This is a genomic window from Enterobacter sp. 22499, assembly GCF_052044815.1.
Taxonomy (GTDB): Bacteria; Pseudomonadota; Gammaproteobacteria; order Enterobacterales; family Enterobacteriaceae; genus Enterobacter; species Enterobacter bugandensis.
On sequence record NZ_JBQENR010000007.1, the window covers coordinates 66094 to 85071 of the forward strand.

General features: G+C 57.3%; 21 protein-coding genes and 1 other annotated feature. Of the genes, 14 read left to right on the forward strand and 7 right to left on the reverse strand.

Annotated features, from left to right (window positions below):
• Positions 1 to 196: 196 nt before the first annotated feature.
• Positions 197 to 268: a sequence feature (ROSE (Repression Of Heat Shock gene Expression) occurs in the 5'-region of heat shock genes and acts as an RNA thermometer to modulate expression.), on the forward strand.
• From ibpA to ACTJI7_RS18290, 3 genes are all read left to right on the forward strand, one after another.
• Positions 262 to 672, forward strand: a complete 411-nt coding sequence (ibpA, locus tag ACTJI7_RS18280; protein WP_008500162.1) for a small heat shock chaperone IbpA — start codon at positions 262 to 264, stop codon at positions 670 to 672. (Overlaps the previous feature by 7 nt.)
• A 136-nt stretch (positions 673 to 808) precedes the next feature.
• Entirely contained in the window at positions 809 to 1237 is a 429-nt protein-coding gene (ibpB, locus tag ACTJI7_RS18285; RefSeq protein WP_063155239.1) for a small heat shock chaperone IbpB, read from the forward strand.
• 129 nt (positions 1238 to 1366) lie between these two features.
• Positions 1367 to 3028, forward strand: a complete 1662-nt coding sequence (locus tag ACTJI7_RS18290; protein WP_028014944.1) for a putative transporter — start codon at positions 1367 to 1369, stop codon at positions 3026 to 3028.
• Here ACTJI7_RS18290 and ACTJI7_RS18295 read toward each other — a convergent pair.
• Positions 2996 to 3742 carry a GntR family transcriptional regulator gene (locus ACTJI7_RS18295; RefSeq protein WP_028014945.1) on the reverse strand — a complete coding sequence of 249 codons (747 nt, stop codon included), beginning with the start codon at positions 3740 to 3742 and terminating at the stop codon, positions 2996 to 2998. The two genes, ACTJI7_RS18290 and ACTJI7_RS18295, sit on opposite strands and share 33 nt — an antisense overlap.
• 221 nt (positions 3743 to 3963) lie before the next feature.
• Between ACTJI7_RS18295 and ACTJI7_RS18300 the strand changes: the two genes are divergently transcribed.
• From ACTJI7_RS18300 to ACTJI7_RS18315, 4 genes are all read left to right on the forward strand, one after another.
• A complete protein-coding gene (locus ACTJI7_RS18300; protein WP_047366727.1) occupies positions 3964 to 5586 on the forward strand; it encodes an alpha-glucoside-specific PTS transporter subunit IIBC in 1623 nt (540 codons plus the stop codon).
• Positions 5583 to 6905: a 6-phospho-alpha-glucosidase gene (locus tag ACTJI7_RS18305; protein WP_045260840.1), complete on the forward strand. Its 1323-nt coding sequence runs from the start codon at positions 5583 to 5585 to the stop codon at positions 6903 to 6905. Before ACTJI7_RS18300 ends, ACTJI7_RS18305 begins: the two co-directional genes overlap by 4 nt.
• Positions 6906 to 6997: 92 nt before the next feature.
• Positions 6998 to 7345: a YidH family protein gene (locus ACTJI7_RS18310; protein ID WP_063155237.1), complete on the forward strand. Its 348-nt coding sequence runs from the start codon at positions 6998 to 7000 to the stop codon at positions 7343 to 7345.
• Positions 7335 to 7682, forward strand: coding sequence for a DUF202 domain-containing protein (locus ACTJI7_RS18315; RefSeq protein WP_023309822.1), 348 nt, complete (start codon positions 7335 to 7337; stop codon positions 7680 to 7682). The genes ACTJI7_RS18310 and ACTJI7_RS18315 overlap by 11 nt, the downstream gene beginning before the upstream one ends.
• A 17-nt stretch (positions 7683 to 7699) precedes the next feature.
• Here ACTJI7_RS18315 and dsdA read toward each other — a convergent pair whose 3' ends face one another.
• Positions 7700 to 8986: a D-serine ammonia-lyase gene (gene dsdA / locus ACTJI7_RS18320; protein WP_063155236.1), complete on the reverse strand. Its 1287-nt coding sequence runs from the start codon at positions 8984 to 8986 to the stop codon at positions 7700 to 7702.
• A gap of 17 nt (positions 8987 to 9003) precedes the next feature.
• Positions 9004 to 10341, reverse strand: a complete 1338-nt coding sequence (dsdX, locus tag ACTJI7_RS18325) for a D-serine transporter DsdX (RefSeq protein ID WP_028014951.1) — start codon at positions 10339 to 10341, stop codon at positions 9004 to 9006.
• A gap of 203 nt (positions 10342 to 10544) precedes the next feature.
• On the opposite strand from dsdX, the gene dsdC reads away from it, so the two are divergent.
• Together dsdC and ACTJI7_RS18335 are read left to right on the forward strand one after the other, a co-directional pair.
• Positions 10545 to 11471 carry a DNA-binding transcriptional regulator DsdC gene (gene dsdC / locus ACTJI7_RS18330; protein ID WP_039024536.1) on the forward strand — a complete coding sequence of 309 codons (927 nt, stop codon included), beginning with the start codon at positions 10545 to 10547 and terminating at the stop codon, positions 11469 to 11471.
• A gap of 84 nt (positions 11472 to 11555) precedes the next feature.
• Positions 11556 to 12644 (forward strand): glycoside hydrolase family 5 protein, encoded by a 1089-nt coding sequence (locus ACTJI7_RS18335; protein WP_063155235.1) that lies wholly within the window; start codon positions 11556 to 11558, stop codon positions 12642 to 12644.
• Here ACTJI7_RS18335 and emrD read toward each other — a convergent pair.
• From emrD to tisB, 4 genes are all read right to left on the reverse strand, one after another.
• Positions 12547 to 13731 (reverse strand): multidrug efflux MFS transporter EmrD, encoded by a 1185-nt coding sequence (gene emrD / locus ACTJI7_RS18340; RefSeq protein WP_039024559.1) that lies wholly within the window; start codon positions 13729 to 13731, stop codon positions 12547 to 12549. The two genes, ACTJI7_RS18335 and emrD, sit on opposite strands and share 98 nt — an antisense overlap.
• Positions 13732 to 13906: 175 nt before the next feature.
• Positions 13907 to 14740 carry an EamA family transporter gene (locus ACTJI7_RS18345; RefSeq protein WP_028014955.1) on the reverse strand — a complete coding sequence of 278 codons (834 nt, stop codon included), beginning with the start codon at positions 14738 to 14740 and terminating at the stop codon, positions 13907 to 13909.
• Positions 14741 to 14802: 62 nt separating this feature from the next.
• On the reverse strand, positions 14803 to 15249 hold the full coding sequence (locus tag ACTJI7_RS18350) for a GNAT family N-acetyltransferase (protein ID WP_028014956.1): 447 nt from the start codon (positions 15247 to 15249) through the stop codon (positions 14803 to 14805).
• Between the two features lie 64 nt (positions 15250 to 15313).
• Positions 15314 to 15403, reverse strand: coding sequence for a type I toxin-antitoxin system toxin TisB (tisB, locus tag ACTJI7_RS18355; RefSeq protein WP_045260836.1), 90 nt, complete (start codon positions 15401 to 15403; stop codon positions 15314 to 15316).
• Positions 15404 to 15890: 487 nt separating this feature from the next.
• Here tisB and ACTJI7_RS18360 point away from each other — a divergent pair, with 487 nt between their 5' ends.
• The 5 genes from ACTJI7_RS18360 (at position 15891) to ilvN (ending at position 18952) form a co-directional block, all read left to right on the forward strand.
• A complete protein-coding gene (locus tag ACTJI7_RS18360) occupies positions 15891 to 16205 on the forward strand; it encodes a type II toxin-antitoxin system HigB family toxin (RefSeq protein WP_063155234.1) in 315 nt (104 codons plus the stop codon).
• Positions 16202 to 16621 (forward strand): helix-turn-helix domain-containing protein, encoded by a 420-nt coding sequence (locus tag ACTJI7_RS18365; protein ID WP_127334638.1) that lies wholly within the window; start codon positions 16202 to 16204, stop codon positions 16619 to 16621. Before ACTJI7_RS18360 ends, ACTJI7_RS18365 begins: the two co-directional genes overlap by 4 nt.
• A gap of 146 nt (positions 16622 to 16767) precedes the next feature.
• Complete coding sequence (gene ivbL, locus ACTJI7_RS18370; protein ID WP_057979964.1) at positions 16768 to 16866, forward strand: ilvB operon leader peptide IvbL; 99 nt, start codon at positions 16768 to 16770, stop codon at positions 16864 to 16866.
• A gap of 106 nt (positions 16867 to 16972) precedes the next feature.
• Entirely contained in the window at positions 16973 to 18661 is a 1689-nt protein-coding gene (gene ilvB / locus ACTJI7_RS18375; protein ID WP_440670535.1) for an acetolactate synthase large subunit, read from the forward strand.
• Positions 18662 to 18664: 3 nt separating this feature from the next.
• The gene (ilvN, locus tag ACTJI7_RS18380; protein ID WP_010426528.1) at positions 18665 to 18952 is read left to right on the forward strand and encodes an acetolactate synthase small subunit; all 288 of its coding nucleotides are present in this window, start codon (positions 18665 to 18667) and stop codon (positions 18950 to 18952) included.
• Positions 18953 to 18978: the final 26 nt, after the last annotated feature.

The following is an 18978-nucleotide window of genomic DNA, read 5'->3' on the forward strand; positions in this document are numbered from 1 at the left end:
GCCTTATCCGAAATGAATAGCCCGATAACCCCGCACTGTGGCAGCCATCGCAATTTAACCCTTTGTGCTGTTGTCCCAGAGTCTATGCGACAACCAGCAAAGTGCAAAAAAATCTCGCCTAAATAGTCTTGAAAAGCCCGGTTCCAGACCCATTTTAAGAATGTGACCCGATAACGAACACGCCTGATGGGTGCTCGGGGGCGCAAAGGCCTGTCCATGGTGGAAGGCTACAATTTCTCGCTGATTTCAGGAGTATTATCTATGCGTAACTTCGATCTTTCTCCGCTATACCGTTCTGCAATTGGTTTTGACCGCCTGTTTAACCATTTAGAAAATAACCAAAGCCAGAGCAACGGCTACCCTCCATACAATGTTGAGCTGGTTGACGAAAACCACTACCGCATCGCCATTGCCGTCGCCGGTTTTGCAGAAAACGAGCTGGAAATCACCGCGCAGGACAACCTGCTGGTGGTGAAAGGTTCCCATACGGCCGAGCAGAAAGAACGTACCTACCTTTACCAGGGCATCGCCGAGCGCAACTTTGAACGCAAGTTCCAGTTAGCCGAGAACATTCACGTTAAAGGCGCGAACCTGGTTAACGGCCTGCTGTTTATCGAACTGGAACGCGTGATTCCGGAAGAGAAAAAACCGCGCCGTATCGAAATTAACTAATTACGCGGGTCGCGCGAGCGGCCCACCCGGACTTGCTTGCCGTAACGGGAGCATATGCGAATCCATCAGGATTTGCAGGAACAACTGTGCACAAAATTAAACTGTGCCGAACTCGCTTCTCAGAAGGAGATTTAGTATGCGTAACTACGATTTTTCCCCCCTGATGCGTCAGTGGATTGGTTTTGACAAACTGGCTAATGCCCTGCAAAGCACCACCGAGCAACAGACATTTCCGCCGTACAACATTGAAAAAAGCGACGATAACCACTATCGCATCACCCTTGCGCTGGCCGGGTTCCGCCAGGAAGATCTGGATATCCAGCTTGAAGGCGCGCGCCTGACCGTGAAGGGTACGCCGGAAAAACAAGAGACCGAAACCCGGTGGCTGCATCAGGGTCTGGTTAATCAGCCGTTTAGCCTGAGCTTTACCCTGGCAGACCATATGGAAGTGTCCGGTGCGACGTTTACCAACGGGCTGCTGCATATCGACCTTATCCGTAACGTGCCGGAAGCCATCGCGCCGCAGCGTATCGCCATTAGCGAGCGGCCGGCGTTGAACAGCTAATCCGCTTTACTCACAGACTGCACAAAGCCCTGCTCCGGCAGGGCTTTTTTGTGCGCCATCGCCCATACAATCGCATCCGGCTCTGAGAGAATCCATAGCATAACTAAGGTTATACACAGGATGTGGATCATGAGTGATATCGCGTTAACCGTCAGCGTGTTGGCCCTGGCCGCGGTTGTAGGGCTATGGATTGGCAATATCAAAATCCGTGGCGTCGGGTTTGGGATTGGCGGGGTGCTGTTTGGCGGCATTTTTGTCGGGCATTTTGCTGACAAGCTCGGGCTGGTTCTCAGCGCCGATATGCTCCACTTTATTCAGGAGTTCGGCCTGATCCTCTTCGTCTACACCATCGGGATTCAGGTAGGGCCGGGCTTTTTCGCTTCCCTGCGCGTCTCCGGGCTACGGCTCAATCTGTTTGCCCTCGGCATTGTGGTGATGGGCGGGCTGGTCACCGCGATCCTGCACAAAATCTTTGCTATCCCGCTGCCCGTGGTGCTGGGCATTTTCTCCGGGGCGGTCACCAACACGCCGGCGCTCGGTGCCGGGCAGCAAATCCTGCGCGATTTGGGCATTGAACCCGGCATTGTTGACCAGATGGGGATGAGCTACGCCATGGCCTATCCGTTTGGGATTTGCGGCATTCTGCTCTCCATGTGGCTGGTCCGCGTCCTGTTTCGCGTTAATGTCGACAAAGAGGCGAAAGATCACGAAACCACGCTCACCAATGGCCATATGCCGATCAAAACCATCAACATTCGCGTCGATAACCCCAACCTGAACAATATGGCGATTCAGGACGTACCGATCCTGAACAGCGCCAATATTATCTGCTCCCGCCTTAAGCGCGACGACGTGCTGATGGTGCCTGCGCCCGGCACGATGATCCAGCAGGGCGACCTGCTGCACCTGGTCGGCCAGCCGGGGGATTTGAACAATGCGCGGCTGGTGATTGGTCAGGAAGTGGATACCTCGCTTTCAACGCGCGGCACCGATATGCGCGTGGAGCGTGTTGTAGTGACTAACGAGCACGTTCTGGGCAAGAAAATACGCGATCTGCAGGTAAAAGAGCGCTACGACGTGGTCATCTCCCGCCTCAACCGTGCGGGCGTTGAACTGGTTGCCAGCCCGGAGGCCAGCCTGCAGTTCGGGGATATCCTCAACCTGGTCGGACGCCCGTCGTCCATCGACGCCGTGGCGGATATGGTAGGCAACGCCCAGCAAAAACTGCAGCAGGTGCAGATGCTGCCGGTGTTTATCGGCATCGGGCTTGGCGTGCTGCTCGGCTCTATTCCGCTGTACGTGCCGGGCTTCCCGGTGGCGCTCAAGCTCGGCCTGGCGGGCGGGCCGCTGATTATGGCGCTGATCCTCGGGCGTATCGGCTGTATCGGGAAGCTCTACTGGTTTATGCCGCCGAGCGCTAACCTGGCGCTGCGCGAGCTGGGCATCGTGCTATTCCTGGCGGTTGTCGGGCTGAAGTCCGGCGGGGATTTTGTCGATACCCTGGTCAAGGGCGAAGGGATGAGCTGGGTCGGCTACGGCATCTTTATCACGGCGATCCCGCTGCTGACGGTGGCAATCCTGGCGCGGATGTTCGCCAAAATGAACTACCTGACGCTGTGCGGCATGCTGGCGGGCTCCATGACCGACCCGCCAGCGCTCGCTTTTGCCAACAACCTGCACGCCACCAGCGGCGCGGCCGCGCTCTCCTATGCCACCGTCTACCCGCTGGTGATGTTCCTGCGCATCATCACCCCGCAGCTACTGGCGGTGCTGTTCTGGGGGATGGGCTAACAGCTCTTCCGGGTGGATGCGCCGCAGATGGTAGTCCACCTGGTAATCGCTGGTATTTCGGAACATCACGGAATAATTGAGGAACTCGCCGCTGTCGCTGTAGGAGAGAGAGGTAATTCGCAGCAGCGGCGTCTGTTCCGGCAGATTCATATAACCGGCCAGCTGTTTATCTGCCAGCACCGGCGTCAGGCTCTCGTAGTTGCCGCTGATGGTGATCCCGCACTCCTTCTCAATGTAATCAAACTTAGACCCCTCAAGATGCGCCAGTGACAGGTTGCGGAACAGCTTCACCGGCATAAAGCTGTCCTCCAGCATCAGCGGCTTTCCGTCCACGTAGCGCACCCGCCGTGAAAAGTAGATCCGCTCATCCACCTGGATCCGCAGCTGGCTGGCGATGGCAGGCGGGGCGGGCATCACTTCGAACTGCAGCACCTTGCTCTGCACCTCTTTTCCCTGCTGACGCAGTACCTCCACCAGCCCGGTCAGGTTAGTGGTTTCGTGGTGAACGTCTTTGCGCGAGACAAACGTTCCGCTGCCGTGCCGGCGCTCAACCAGCCCCCAGCTCACCAGCAGATCCAGCGCCTTGCGGATGGTCATGCGCGCCACGCCAAACTCCTGCGCCAGCGCTTTTTCACCAGGCAGCGGGCTGCCGATGTTGTAGTCCGATGAATTCAGCCGCAGCCGCAACCTGTCAGCAATTGATTTGTAGATCACCAGTAGACCTCTCTGCCCTTATCAGGGCGTGGAATGCGTCCTGACATGTCCATATTTAACTCAAAAAGTAGACCTGACTGGTCAAAATAAAACCATGAATGCGATCACGAATCGCAGCGGCACGCCATGTTCGCGCATCAGTAAGTTCTTATGCTCACCTCAGGCCAGCACAAAACCATAAAGGCCTCTACCCCTACAGGTTGTTACGTGAGGATTTAAAAATGCTCAGTCAAATACAACGTTTTGGCGGTGCCATGTTTACCCCGGTGTTGCTGTTTCCGTTTGCCGGGATCGTGGTGGGAATCGCCATCATGCTTCGCAACCCGCTGTTTGTCGGCGAAGCCTTAACCGCCCCCGATCATCTTTTCGCGCAGATCGTTCACATCATTGAAGAGGGCGGCTGGGCGGTGTTTCGCAATATGCCGCTGATTTTTGCCGTCGGCCTGCCGATTGGGCTGGCGAAGCAGGCGCAGGGCCGCGCCTGTCTGGCCGTGCTGATTAGCTTCCTGACCTGGAACTACTTCATTAACGCGATGGGGATGACCTGGGGCCACTTCTTTGGCGTCGACTTCTCCGCCGAACCGACGGCGGGAAGCGGGCTGGCGATGATTGCCGGGATCAAAACACTCGATACCAGCATCATCGGCGCCATCGTGATCTCAGGCATCGTCACCGCCATCCACAACCGCTATTTCGACAAGCCGCTGCCGGTCTTTCTGGGGATTTTCCAGGGCAGCTCGTTTGTCGTTATCCTCGCGTTCTTCGTGATGATCCCCTGCGCCTGGCTGACGCTGCTGGGCTGGCCGAAAGTGCAGATGGGCATCGAATCCCTGCAGGCGTTCCTGCGCTCTGCCGGTGCGCTGGGCGTGTGGGTGTATACCTTCCTGGAACGCATTCTGATCCCAACTGGCCTGCATCACTTCGTCTACGGTCCGTTCATCTTCGGCCCGGCGGCGGTGGAGGGCGGTATTCAGGTCTACTGGGCGCAGCATCTGCAGGAATTCAGCCAGAGCACCCTGCCGCTGAAGACCCTCTTCCCGGAAGGTGGCTTTGCACTGCACGGCAACTCAAAAGTGTTTGGCTCGGTCGGGATTGCCTTCGCTATCTGGTACACCGCGTCGCCAGAAAATCGCGTCAAGGTGGCGGGCCTGCTGGTTCCGGCCACGCTCACCGCCGTGCTGGTGGGCATTACTGAACCGCTTGAGTTCACCTTCCTGTTTATCTCGCCGCTGCTGTTCGCCGTGCACGCCGTGCTGGCGGCCACCATGGCGACGGTGATGTACGCCTTCGGCGTCGTGGGGAATATGGGCGGCGGCCTGCTGGACCAGTTCCTGCCGCAAAACTGGATCCCGATGTTCCATAACCACGCCTCGACGGTGTTCACCCAGATCGGTATTGGCGTCTGCTTCACCGGCATCTACTTCGTGATCTTCAAAACGCTGATTGAGCGTCTGAACCTGAAAACGCCGGGCCGGGAAGAGAGCGAAATCAAACTCTACAGCAAGGCCGACTATAAGGCGGCGCGCGGGCAAACCACCGCCCCGGCGGCGGCCAGCCAGCAGGTTGGGCAAGCCGCCGGATTCCTGCAGGCGCTCGGCGGTGCAACAAATATCGAAAGCATCAACAACTGCGCCACCCGCCTGCGTATCGCGCTGGTGGATATGGCGAAAACCCAAAGCGACGACGTCTTCAAAGCCCTGGGCGCACATGGCGTAGTGCGACGCGGCAACGGCATCCAGGTAATTGTCGGCCTGCACGTTCCTCAGGTGCGCGACCAGCTGGAATCGCTGATGAAAACCCCTTTAACAAATGAACAAACCACCCTGACAGAGGCTATATCATGAAAAAATTCTCAGTTGTCATTGCAGGCGGCGGCAGCACCTTTACGCCTGGTATCGTCCTGATGCTGTTAGCCAACCGTGACCGTTTCCCGCTGCGCGCCCTGAAGTTCTATGACAACGACGGCGCGCGTCAGGAGACCATCGCCGAAGCGTGCAGAATCATCCTTAAGGAGCAGGCCCCGGAGATTGAATTCAGCTACACCACCGATCCAAAAGCGGCGTTTACCGATGTCGATTTCGTGATGGCGCACATCCGCGTGGGCAAATACCCGATGCGCGAAAAAGATGAAAAAATCCCGCTGCGCCACGGCGTGCTGGGCCAGGAAACCTGCGGGCCGGGCGGTATCTCTTACGGCATGCGCTCTATCGGCGGCGTGCTGGAGCTGGTGGATTATATGGAGCAGTACTCCCCGAACGCGTGGATGCTGAACTACTCCAACCCGGCGGCGATTGTCGCAGAAGCCACGCGCCGCCTGCGTCCGAACGCTAAAATCCTCAACATCTGCGATATGCCGATCGGCATTGAAGGGCGCATGGCGCAGATTGTCGGCCTGAAAGACCGCAAAGAGATGCGCGTGCGCTACTACGGCCTGAACCACTTCGGCTGGTGGACGTCGATTGAAGACCTGAACGGCAACGATCTGATGCCGAAGCTGCGCGAATACGTGGCGAAAAACGGCTATGTTCCGCCTTCGGAAGATGCGCATACCGAAGCGAGCTGGAACGATACCTTTGCCAAAGCTAAAGACGTGCAGGCGCTGGATCCGGACACCATGCCGAACACCTACCTGAAGTATTACCTGTTCCCGGACTACGTGGTCGCGCATTCCAACCCAGAACGGACCCGCGCCAATGAAGTTATGGATCACCGTGAGAAGCATGTGTTCAGTTCCTGTCGGGCGATTATCGAAGCCGGCAACTCCGCCGCCGGTGAGCTGGAAATCGACGAACATGCGTCGTACATCGTCGATCTGGCGACTGCGATTGCCTTTAACACTCAGGAGCGGATGCTGCTGATAGTGCCAAACAACGGTGCCATCCATAACTTTGACGCCGACGCGATGGTGGAGATCCCGTGCCTGGTGGGCCATAACGGACCGGAGCCGCTTACGGTGGGCGATATTCCGCACTTCCAGAAAGGGCTGATGAGCCAGCAGGTGGCGGTGGAAAAACTGGTGGTGGATGCCTGGGAGCAGCGCTCGTACCAGAAGCTCTGGCAGGCCATTACCCTGTCGAAAACCGTGCCGAGCGCCTCCGTCGCGAAAGCGATTCTGGATGACCTGATCGAGGCCAACAAAGAGTACTGGCCAGAGCTGCATTAATCGTCCTGACCGGCATCGCCCGATGCCGGTCTCCTTGTCCTTGTCGATTTAAGCTATGCTGAAGCCTGCCCGTAGCACGACAAGGAATCTCCATGAAAATTTCCCGCCTCGGCGAAGCGCCGGACTACCGCTTCTCTCTGGCTAATGAACGCACGTTTTTAGCGTGGATCCGCACCGCACTGGGCTTTCTGGCCGCAGGTGTCGGCCTTGACCAGCTCGCCCCCGATTTTGCCACGCCGCTGATTCGTGAAGTGCTGGCGCTGCTGCTGTGCCTGTTCGCGGGCGTGCTGTCGATTTACGGCTACCTGCGATGGCTGCGCAATGAGAAGGCGATGCGCCTGAAGCAGGATCTGCCCTATACGCGCGGGTTACTCATCATCAGCGTAATTCTGCTGGCGGTGGCGGGCGTGGTGATGGGGCTGGTGTTCTATGGCGGATAGTCGCAAAGCGCGACGCGAAGCGGACCCTGGCCTGCAGCCGGAGCGGACGTCGTTGGCCTGGCTGCGCACGCTGCTGGGGTATGGCGCGCTGATTGCCCTGGCGATTAAGCACAACTGGCACCGAACCGGGGTGCCATTCTGGATCTCTATTATTGTGCTGGCGCTGGTGGCCATTATTTTATGGCGCTATACCCGCAGCCGTAACCTGATGGACGTGGCGCAGAACGATTTTGTACAGCCGAAAGCGGTGCGGGATAAATTCCTGATTGCGCTGGCTGTTCTCTCGCTGTCGCTGCTGTTTGCGGTGACCCATATTCAGCAAATTTTGAGTTTGTAAGCCGGGTGGCGGCTTAATTACTTCCCTTTAGCCAGATACTTCGCCATCTCGTCTTCCGGCACCATGCCGCCGCCGGTTGCCCACACCAGGTGGGTAACGTTGGTATGCGAATGAACGCGCACCGGCCCGGCCATCCCCGCCAGCGCTGAAGGCTCAAGGCGGATCCCTTCCTCCTGCGCCAGCCAGCCGAGCATATCGTACATGCTCCGATCGGTAAGCGTATAGAACCCGTCGAGCAGGCGCTCCATCGCGCGGCCCACGAAGCCGGACGCGCGCCCAACCGCCAGACCGTCCGCCGCCGTCACGTTATCAATGCCCAGATCCTGCACTGCAATCGCATCATGCAGGCCGGTGTAAACGCCCAGCAGCATGCACGGCGAGTGCGTTGGCTCCGCGAAGAAGCAGTGCACGTTATCACCAAAGGCCAGCTTCAGGCCAAACGCCACGCCGCCAGGCCCGCCGCCTACGCCGCACGGCAGATAGACGTACAGGGGATGATCCGCATCCACCACGCGGCCCTGTTCGGTGAACTGCGCTTTCAGGCGCTCGCCCGCCACCGCATAGCCCAGGAACAGGGTGCGGGAATTCTCATCGTCAATGAAGAAGCAGTTCGGATCGCTTTCCGCCGCTTTGCGCCCTTGCTCCACCGCCACGCCGTAATCCTGCTCATATTCCACGACGATGACGCCGTGGCTGCGCAGCCTGGCTTTCTTCCACTCGCGAGCGTCGGCGGACATATGGACCGTCACTTTAAAGCCGATGCGTGCGCTCATTATGCCAATGGATAACCCCAGGTTGCCGGTGGAGCCCACGGCAATGCTGTACTGGCTGAAGAAGGCCTTAAAGCGTGGCTCCAGCAGAATGCTGTAGTCGTCTTCGGTGGTCAGCAACCCGGCTTCCAGCGCCAGTTTTTCCGCATGGGTCAGCACTTCATAGATGCCGCCGCGCGCTTTAATCGAGCCGGAAATCGGCAGGTGGCTGTCTTTTTTCAGCAGCAGCGTGCCGGGAATGGATTTGCCAGATTCTCTCTCCAGCCGCGCCTGCATTGCCGGAATGGCGACCAGTTCAGATTCAATAATCCCACCCGTTGCCGCCGTCTCCGGGAAGGCTTTCGCCAGATACGGCGCGAAGCGGTTGAGGCGCGCGTGGGCGTCGTCCACGTCGGCTTTGGTCAGCCCGACATAGGGCAGCCCTTCTTCAAGCGTGGTGGTGTTCGGGTTAAGCCAGGTGGTTTCTTTCAGGGCAATCAGATCCTCAACCAGAGGAAACTGTGCGGTTAAAGTGGTGATAGTTGCGTTTTCCATAATATGTCTCTTCGCGCTCAGATAATGAAAGAAAGCAGGAATGTGCCGCCAAGTGCAAGCACCGAGGCGATAAACGTCGCCGTCGTATAGTATTTGAAGGTCTCATTCAGGGTCGCGCCGCAGTATTGCTTCACCAGCCAGAAGAGAGAATCGGTCACGATCGTGCAGCCAATGGCGCCGGAACCGATGGCAATGGTGATGATCTCCGGGCTGACGTTCGGGTAGAGCGGCAGCATCGGCGCGACGATGGCCGTGGCGCCCATCATCGCGACCGTGGCGGAGCCTACGGCGGCATGCAGCACCAGCGCCACCAGCCAGGCGAGCAGGATAGGGTGCATGTGCAGGTTCGAGAGAATTTGCGCCAGCGAGTCCGCCAGTCCGCTGGTTTTCAGGATGGCGTTGAACGCGCCGCCCGCGCCGATAATCAGCAAAATGTTGGCGATAGAGCCAAAGCCGTGCTCGGTGTGCGTCAGCATCGCGCCCATGCCCATGTGCTGGCGGATGCCCAGCAGGTAGTAGGCGACAAACACGGCGATAAACATGGCGGTGATCGGGTTGCCGATAAACTCCAGCAGCGTATACAGCGTGCCGTCTTTTGCCATATTCAGTTCAGCGATGGTCTTCACCAGCATCAGGGCAATCGGCAGCAGCACCGTAAACAGCGTGGCGCCCAGCGACGGCAGGGTATGCTCCTCCCGCACCTTCAGGTCTGAAAATTCCGCCGGAACCGGTTTAAATGGCAGACGATTGCCGAGCAGCTTCAGGAACAGCGGGCCGCCGACCAGAGAGGCCATCAGGCCGACCATCAAACCGTAGACAATGACCGTTCCAACGTCCGCCCCTAATTTATTGGTCACAAACAGCGCGGCCGGATGCGGCGGCACCACGCAGTGCACCGCCATCAGCGCGGTACAGAGCGGAATGGCCAGCTTGAGCAGCGACGTGTGGGTCTTTTTGGCGATGGAAAACGCCAGCGGTATCAGCAGGACCACGCCCACTTCCACGAACAGCGTAATGCCGCAGATCAGGCCCACCAGCACCATAATCACGTCTGCTGACAGCCAGCGGCAGCGCTGCAACGTAATCCCGATGCGCTCTGCCGCGCCGGAAACCTCCATCATCTTGCCGAGAATGGTCCCAAGACCAATCACGGCCGCCAGGAAGCCCAGCGTGCCGCCAATCCCACTCTCAATGGCGTTTACCATATCCAGCGGGCTCATTCCCATCATTGCGCCGACGAAAAAGCTCGCCAGCAGCAGCGCGAGGAACGGGTGAAACTTTAGCTTAACGATGGTTAAAACAATCAACACAATGCTGACCAGCAGCGTTGCCACAACCCAGACCTGAGATCCCATATCTCACCTCACCCTTATGTCATCTGGGGGTATTGGACGAAAAGCGGCGTGGGCTGACAAACGATATAAATTGGCGTTCAGGTGAGCCAGATTGAATCAACTGAGTGACTGCGCTCTAAAAAACGCACTTAAACCGCATTAGGTTCACATATATTCACCCTTAAACAGTATGCTGAGCGCAGAAACCACGCGTGAGAATTGTGATGACCGATGCAAATGAAGCCAGAAACCGGCTGCTCAACGGCTGGCAGCTGTCGAAAATGTACACCTTTGAAGTGGCGGCTCGACATGAATCCTTCGCGCTGGCGGCGGAGGAGCTGTCGCTCAGCCCCAGCGCGGTGAGCCACCGCATCAACCTGCTCGAAGAAGAGCTCGGTATTCAGCTGTTTGTCCGTTCGCACCGTAAAGTCGAGCTGACGCAGGAGGGAAAGCGCGTTTACTGGACGCTAAAATCGTCCCTCGACACCCTGAATCAGGAAATCCTGGACATCAAAAACCAGGCGCTGTCCGGCACGCTGACGGTCTACTCCCGGCCGTCGATCGCTCAGTGCTGGCTGGTACCCATGCTGGGCGACTTTACCCGCCGCTATCCGTCGATTTCGCTCACCGTCCTGACCGGCAATGATTACATCAATATGCAGCGAACGGGGGTCGATCTGGCGCTCTATTTCGACGATACGCCGCCAAACCATCTTTCTCATCACTTCCTGATGGACGAAGAGATTTTGCCCGTCTGCTCGCCGCAGTATGCCCGCGAGCATGAGCTGTTGAAAAACCCCGATAACCTTAGCCACTGCACGCTGCTGCACGACCGTCAGGCCTGGAGCAATGATTCCGGTACGGATGAGTGGCTGAGCTGGGCGCAGCACTTTGCGGTGAATATGCCGCCATCGTCGGGTATTGGTTTCGATCGTTCCGACTTAGCGATTATTGCGGCCATCAACCACGTCGGCGTCGCGATGGGGAGAAAGCGGCTGGTGCAAAAACGGCTTGAACGGGGCGAACTGATCGCCCCGTTTGGTGACAAGACCCTGAAATGCCATCAGCACTACTATGTTTCGACGCTTTCGGGCCGACAGTGGCCGAAAATAGACGCCTTTATCGGCTGGCTGAGAGAACTGGCAGGTTGAAGAATTATTACGCTTTCGCGCTACACCAAATGTGAAAAAGCATGCTAAATACAGGTAATGCTTTCGATTTATCCAGGGTAAACCGTGTTAAAGCCTCTTATAGCGACCGCGTTACTGATCTCTTCCGGCTGGGCCATTGCCGCTGAGCCGCCGCTGACGGCTGCCCGTTATGCGCAGCAGCTGGGCGTCGGGATGGATGTGGACTGGGCGCGCACCGAGCGCGGCATTCGCGAGTTCGACCCGCTGGTGGTACGCGATTTTCGCGCAAAAGGCATTACCCACGTGCGCATTCGCGTGGCCGATGAGCCGACGGAAGCACGGCTGATCCACCTGCGCAAGCTGGTGGAAGCCTGCGAGCAATATGGCGTGATCCCGATTATCGCTTATCAGGCCGATGAATATAAAAACGACCCCAAAGCCGATAACGAGAAAGAGACGATCAACTGGTGGATTGCCGTGGCGCACTATTTCGGCCAGAGCTATCCGCTGCTGGGTTTTGATCTCATTTATGAGCCAGCCGACAAGCTTAACCACAACCTCGCGTCGTTAAACCGCGTGTATGAAAAAACCATTAAAGCGATCCACGACATCGACCCGCAGCGCATGATTTTCATTGCGCCGCGCCTGCGCGCTGCGCCGGAGGATTTATCCGGCCTGAAGCTGCCTGCGCACAGTCAAAACTACCTGCTGGCGGAGTGGCATATTTTCCCGTGGGGGCCGCTGAAAAATAGCGGTAAATACCCGTGGACGTCCGGCACGGCGGCGGAGAAGGCGGCTATCCGTAACCGCATCAGCACCGCGCTGCGCTGGCAGCAAAAAACCGGGCACGTCAGTTGGGTCGGGGGCTGGGGCGTGGGGGAGTCAAACCACCTCACGCCAACCGCTTCGCAAATGGCCTTCGCCACCTTTATGGCCTGCGAGCTGCAAAAGGCGAAAATCCCGTATGCGCTTAACGCGGATTTCCAGTTTTACGACGGGGAAGAGGGGGCCTGGCGGCCTGCGCCGGAGCCGTTACTGCAGGCGATGATTGCGCCCGTCTGTGAAAAGCCCGGCGAGAAGCCGGGCCATCATGCGGTTAAACCGGCTGCTCGTGATGCGGGACACGCGACGACAGCGGCAGCCAGCACAGTAAAATCAGCAGCCCCATTAGCGTCATCAGCAGGCCCAAACTAGCCTGCCCGGTCTGCGGCATCATGGCCGAGAGCCAGGCCAGCGCGCCGGAACCGATGTTCTGCAAACCGCCCACCAGCGCGCCCGCCGTGCCGGCGAGGAACGGGAACGGCTCCATCGCGCCGCTGGTGGCGAGCGGGAACAGCATTCCCGCGCCGAAGAAGAACAGCGCCGCCGGAATCAGCAGCGTCCAGACGGTCATCACGCCAAACAGCCCCGGGATCCACATCATCAGACCCGCCAGCAGGCAGCTGATCACGGCCTGCCACATCAGGGTTGAAAAGCGCTTGTTCTGACGCCCGGCAAACCAGGCGCCAAAGAACGCCGCCGGGATCGGCAGAATAAACAGAATGCTCACCACCATGCTGCTCAGGCCAAGGCCCGCGCCCAGCAGCACGCCGGAGCAGGCTTCGAACACTGCAATACCCGCCAGGCCGCCGATCAGCATCAGCAGGTAGCAGGTAAACGCGCCGTTGCCGAACAGCGTCTTATAGCTTGTGAGAAGCTTCGTGCGCGGCGCGTCTTTTGGACGGGTTTCCGGCATCCAGCGCGCCATGCTGAAGGTGACAATTACGCAGAGCACCAGCAGAAAGGCGTAACAGGCGCGCCAGGACCACATTGTGTCCAGCAGGCCGCCAATCAGCGGAGCGAGAAGCGGGCTGACCAGAATGCCCATATTTAACAGGCTGTTGGCGTGGCGGAGCTGGGTGCCCTGATACATATCGCGCGGTAAGGTTCGCGCCATCACCCCGCCGACACCCGTCCCAACGCCCTGCAGGGCGCTGGCGGCAATCAGTACGGTCAGGCTGTGGGTGGTAATGGCAATCACCGTCGCTACCATGAAAATGCTCATGCCCACCAGGATCACCGGGCGACGCCCGACGCGGTCGGAGAGCGGGCCGTAGAAGAGCTGTGAAACGCCATAGGTCAGCAGGTAGGCTGCCATCACGCTCTGCACCGCGCCTTCGCGGACGTTCAGTTCCTTTGCCATGTCGGCAATCGCCGGAATGTAGATGGTTTGCGCCATCTGACCGACGGCCACCAGTAACACCAGCATCAACAATAAGTTAACGTTCCTTTGCTTTTTCATGTCGCTGAATACTTTTGCCAAAAGAGAGAAATAAAGAATAAGTGACTACGCATTCCCATAAATGCGCGAGGAATCTACCACAGACAGATGACAATTTAAGCATTGTTGCGGTGAATGAAAAAACCGGGAAAGGCAGGATTTGTAAACAAGAACGGCAACTAATGTTGCCAGCGATTTACGCCAGACGCAGCAGAATAGCGCCGACAGCAATACCCAGCGCTGCCGCGATGCGCAGGCCCGCAACCTTCTCTTTTAAAAGGACAAAGGCGATCAGCGCCCCGAAAAGAATTGAGGTTTCACGCAGCGCGGCGACCACCGCCAGTGGTGCCTGCGTCATCGCCCAGAGGGCCAGACCGTAAGAGCCCATGGTCCCCACGCCGCCGAGCAGCCCTTTTTTCCAGTGCAGGCGCAGGTAGCTGGACGCCTCGCGCCGACGCGCCACCATCGCCCAGCCCAGCAGGCAGAAGCCGTTCATAAAGAAGGTCCAGAGCGTGTAGCCCAGCGCGGTGTCCGACAGCCGCACGCCGGTGCCGTCCACCAGCGTATACCCGGCGATAAAACAGGCGTTCAGCAGCGCCAGCCAGATCCCCCTGCGTGACTGCATGCGGCCATTCATCGCCATCGCCAGAATCGACAGGCAAATGACTCCGATACCGGACCAGGCGAGCCAGGAGAGATGGTCGCCGAGCGCCAGCACGCTGATCAGCGCCACCAGCAGCGGGGCGGTGCCGCGCATCAGCGGATAGGTCTGGCTCATGTCCGAGACCTGATAGGTCTTCGCCACCAGCACGGTGTAGACCACCTGTAAGGCGCAGGAGACGATCAAAAACGGCCAGCTTGCCGCAGAAGGCTGTGGTGAGAAGGGCAGTAAAATCAGGGCAATAATCGCGGCTGAGCCGCTAACGCCGATTGCAGAGTAGAGTTTATCCGTTCCGGCTTTAACGATAGCGTTCCAGCTGGCATGCAGCAGTGCGGCGAAAAGCAAAATGCAGAAAACGGTGATGGTCATGGCGTATTGGGTGATGAATTGTCACTCAACTGTAACATTCACATCCTGATGCCGCCAGCCGGTTACACCGCACAAAAAAGGCGGTGCGTCACCCGCGGTTCGTCTGAGACCAGCGTAAAACCGGCTCGATTGTAAAATCCGTACGCGCTGTCCGGCGCGTGAGTATTCAGAAAATCAAACCAGATGCTGGCATCCGCCATCACTACGGTTAAAAGCTGTTTTCCAATGCCCAGCCCGCGGCACTTCTCGCTGACGTAAAGATGGCGAATGCGTCCGGCACGCGGCTGCTGGCTGAACGGATCGCGGTTGAGTCCACACACGCCCACCAGCTTGCCGTTAAGAAACGCACCCAGCAGCTTTTCACCCGGCGCGTTAAAGCGGTTCTCACCCCGCAGCCAGTTCTCTTCCAGCCTGCGCAGCATGTTGAAATTCAGCGCGATACTTTCCGCCTTCAGGGCGATATACCCCGGCTCATCCGGTGTGACAGGCTCAATTAACAGACGCGACATAGCATTCCCTCGTTATTAAAGAGGGGCGGTTGCCCGCCCCTCTCAGGTGCGACTTGAACCTGAATTACCGAACGTATTTCAGGACAGCATCAAGCAGTTGCAGTACTGCAACAATGAGTTTGAGGATAAGTATCACCATATCCACTACGCTCATACGCGTCTCCTTTTGGTTAAAAGGAGCACGATGCTGGCGTACCTTTCCGCCGCCTGTTGCCAGCACCTGGATTGACGTAACACAGTGTGCTCACTTCAGGGGTTAAGGCACTGACGGCACCACCCGTTTCAGCCAGGACTTCGTTGCGCCGGTAAACTGCGGCCCCCTCGCTCACTGCGAACACCCTCAGTATAGATAAATACTGTATGCATGAACAGTATTTTTTGGACAAAATTTGGAAGGTGATCCATACTCAAAAACGTTAAAATCCGTGCCGGAATTGCGCGTTCGAGTTCTATCGCGTATACTTTTCGCGTTGACGTAACACAGTGTGTTCTGCGGCGACCAACCGCAAAACCCTGATAAAAACCTCGCTCCGGCGGGGTTTTTTGTTTTCAGATGTTAGTCAGAAAAACGATACGTGTTGACACATTGGCAATGCATGATATTGTTGCCATAATGGCAACGGACGCAGCAGGCATGCAGTATGCATTTAATTTCTATGAAGGCAATTATTGATGCGGTAAAACTGTTCCCGCAGCACAAGGAAGAGTTCCTTTTTTTAGGTCGCACTATCGAAAAGATCCATTGCCCGACACCTGCTGCGCTGAAACAAATTTTTCCGACGCTGGATAACTTTAAATATCTGGATAAGCATTATGTGATTGATATTGCAAATAACAATCTCAGAGTAGTGGCTCTCATATTCTTTGAAAGCCAAAAGTTCTATGTGCGCCATGTTTTTACTCATAAGGAATATGACCGTTTTACGGAGAAACATCGCACTAAGGGGAAGAAATGATGATCGTCGCTGATGCAATGAAAGCAACGCATGCCCTAGTCGAGGCTGTCCCTTTACTGGGTGAACATCCGAATGAGAAAGATTACCAGGATGCACTTGAGTTGGTTGAGTATCTGCTCATGAATGAACCTGGTAGTCCTTTGCTGGATATCGTATGTGCAAGAATAAGTCGTTATGAAGCGAATCGACCCGAGATTGTCGCCTTGCGTCAGGAGATGGAATCTGTTCCAGTGGGAATTGCGGTTTTAAGAACCCTTATGGATCAGTACAAACTGACCATTTCAGATTTTCAGGATGAAATTGGCAGTAAATCAATGGTTTCAAGGGTATTGAATGGACAGCGTCAGCTGACGTTAAACCATATAAAAAAACTGGCGGTGCGCTTTGGGGTATCGCCTGCACTGTTTATTGAATGAAATAAAACGGTCGACAGCCCTTTATCACTCAACAAACGAAACGTGATCCCTGACGCATTTTTGCGCAGATGAAAATATTTCCATTGTCACGCCCGAAAACCTGTGTTTGTATAAATTCAATCAATGATTCCAAACACAGGTCCCCAATGACTTCATCCATCTTCACTTCGACCCTACTAAAAACTGCGCAACCTGCCGCAGTGGTCGTCGTGCGTGTGGTGGTGGTCGTCGGCAATGCGCCGTAGGGACTGGATCAACACACGAATCCAAAACCCCGCCGGCGCAAACCGGGCGGGGTTTTTCGTTTAGGACCCTCCCCGGAAAGTCGGCCCAGAAGAAAAGGACTGGAGCATGGCAAGTTCGGGCATAACATCCACAAAGACGCGTTTTACAGGCGCGCAGCTGATTGTTCATTTACTGGAACGACAGGGCATCACCACGGTTGCGGGTATCCCGGGTGGAACCGTGTTGCCGCTGTACGATGCGTTGAGCCAAAGCACGCAGATCCGCCACGTGCTGGCGCGTCACGAGCAGGGGGCAGGATTTATCGCTCAGGGCATGGCGCGTACGCAGGGCAAACCGGCGGTCTGTATGGCCTGCAGCGGCCCCGGCGCAACCAACCTGGTGACCGCCATCGCCGACGCGCGCCTCGACTCCATTCCGCTGATCTGCATTACCGGCCAGGTGCCGTCCTCGATGATCGGCACCGATGCGTTCCAGGAAGTGGACACCTACGGCATCTCTATCCCCATCACCAAACATAACTATTTAGTTCGCGATATCAGCGAGCTGCCTCAGGTTATCAGCGATGCGTTCCGCATTGCGCAGTCTGGCCGCCCGGGCCCGGTGTGGATAGACATTCCTAAGGATGTCCAGACCGCAGAGATCGAGATCGACGTGTTGCCGGAGCCGGGCGAGCGCGCCCCCGCGCCGGAATTCAGCGCTGAAAGCGTTCGCGACGCCGCCGCCATGATTAACGCCGCTAAACGCCCGGTGCTCTATCTGGGCGGCGGGGCGATTAACGCTGCGGATGAAATCCGCCAGTTTGCGGAAAAGGCCAACCTGCCGACCACCATGACCCTGATGGCGCTGGGTATGCTGCCTAAAGCGCATCCGTTGTCATTAGGCATGCTGGGCATGCACGGTGCGCGCAGCACCAACTACATCCTGCAAGAGGCGGATTTGCTGATTGTTATGGGGGCACGTTTTGATGACCGGGCGATTGGCAAAACCGAGCAGTTCTGCCCGAACGCCAAAATTATTCACGTGGATATCGACCGCGCCGAGCTGGGTAAAATCAAACAGCCGCACGTGGCGATTCAGGGCGACGTAGCCGAAGTGCTGGCGCAGCTGATCCCGCAGACGGACGCAACTGACCGGGCCGACTGGCGTCAGCTGGTGGCCGATCTGCAGCGCGAGTTCCCGGGCGCCATCCCAGCTGAGGGCGACCCGCTGAGCCACTACGGGCTGATCAACGCCGTGGCCGCCTGCGTGGACGACAGCGCGATTATCACCACTGACGTGGGCCAACACCAGATGTGGACCGCGCAGGCGTATCCGCTGAATCGTCCGCGCCAGTGGCTGACCTCCGGCGGCCTCGGCACCATGGGCTTCGGCCTGCCGGCGGCAGTAGGCGCGGCGCTCGCCAACCCGGACCGCAAGGTTATCTGCTTCTCCGGCGACGGCAGCCTGATGATGAACATTCAGGAGATGGCGACCGCGGCCGAAAACCAGTTAGACGTGAAAATCATCCTGATGAACAATGAGGCGCTGGGCCTGGTACACCAGCAGCAGAGCCTGTTCTACAAGCAGGGCGTGTTTGCGGCGACCTATCCAGGGATGATTAACTTTATGCAGATTGCCGCCGGCTTTGGCCTGCACACCTGCGATCTGAACGCGGAAGAAGACGCCCACGCGGCGCTGCAGGCGGCGATTTCTCGTCCCGGACCGGCGCTGATCCACGTGCGTATCGACCCTGAACAAAAAGTGTATCCGATGGTGCCGCCGGGTGCGGCCAATACTGAGATGGTGGGGGAATAAGCCATGCAGAAACAACATGATAACGTCATTCTGGAACTCACCGTCCGCAACCACCCTGGCGTTATGACCCACGTCTGTGGGCTGTTTGCCCGCCGGGCGTTTAACGTGGAAGGCATTCTCTGCCTGCCGATTCAGGGCAGCGAGCACAGCCGCATCTGGCTACTGGTCAACGACGATCAGCGTCTGGAGCAGATGATGGCACAGATCGACAAGCTGGAAGACGTCACCAAAGTGGCGCGCAACCAGTCCGATCCCACCATGTTTAACAAAATTGCGGTGTTTTTCGAGTAAATCGCTTAAGGTAAGCGTCTTTCGCT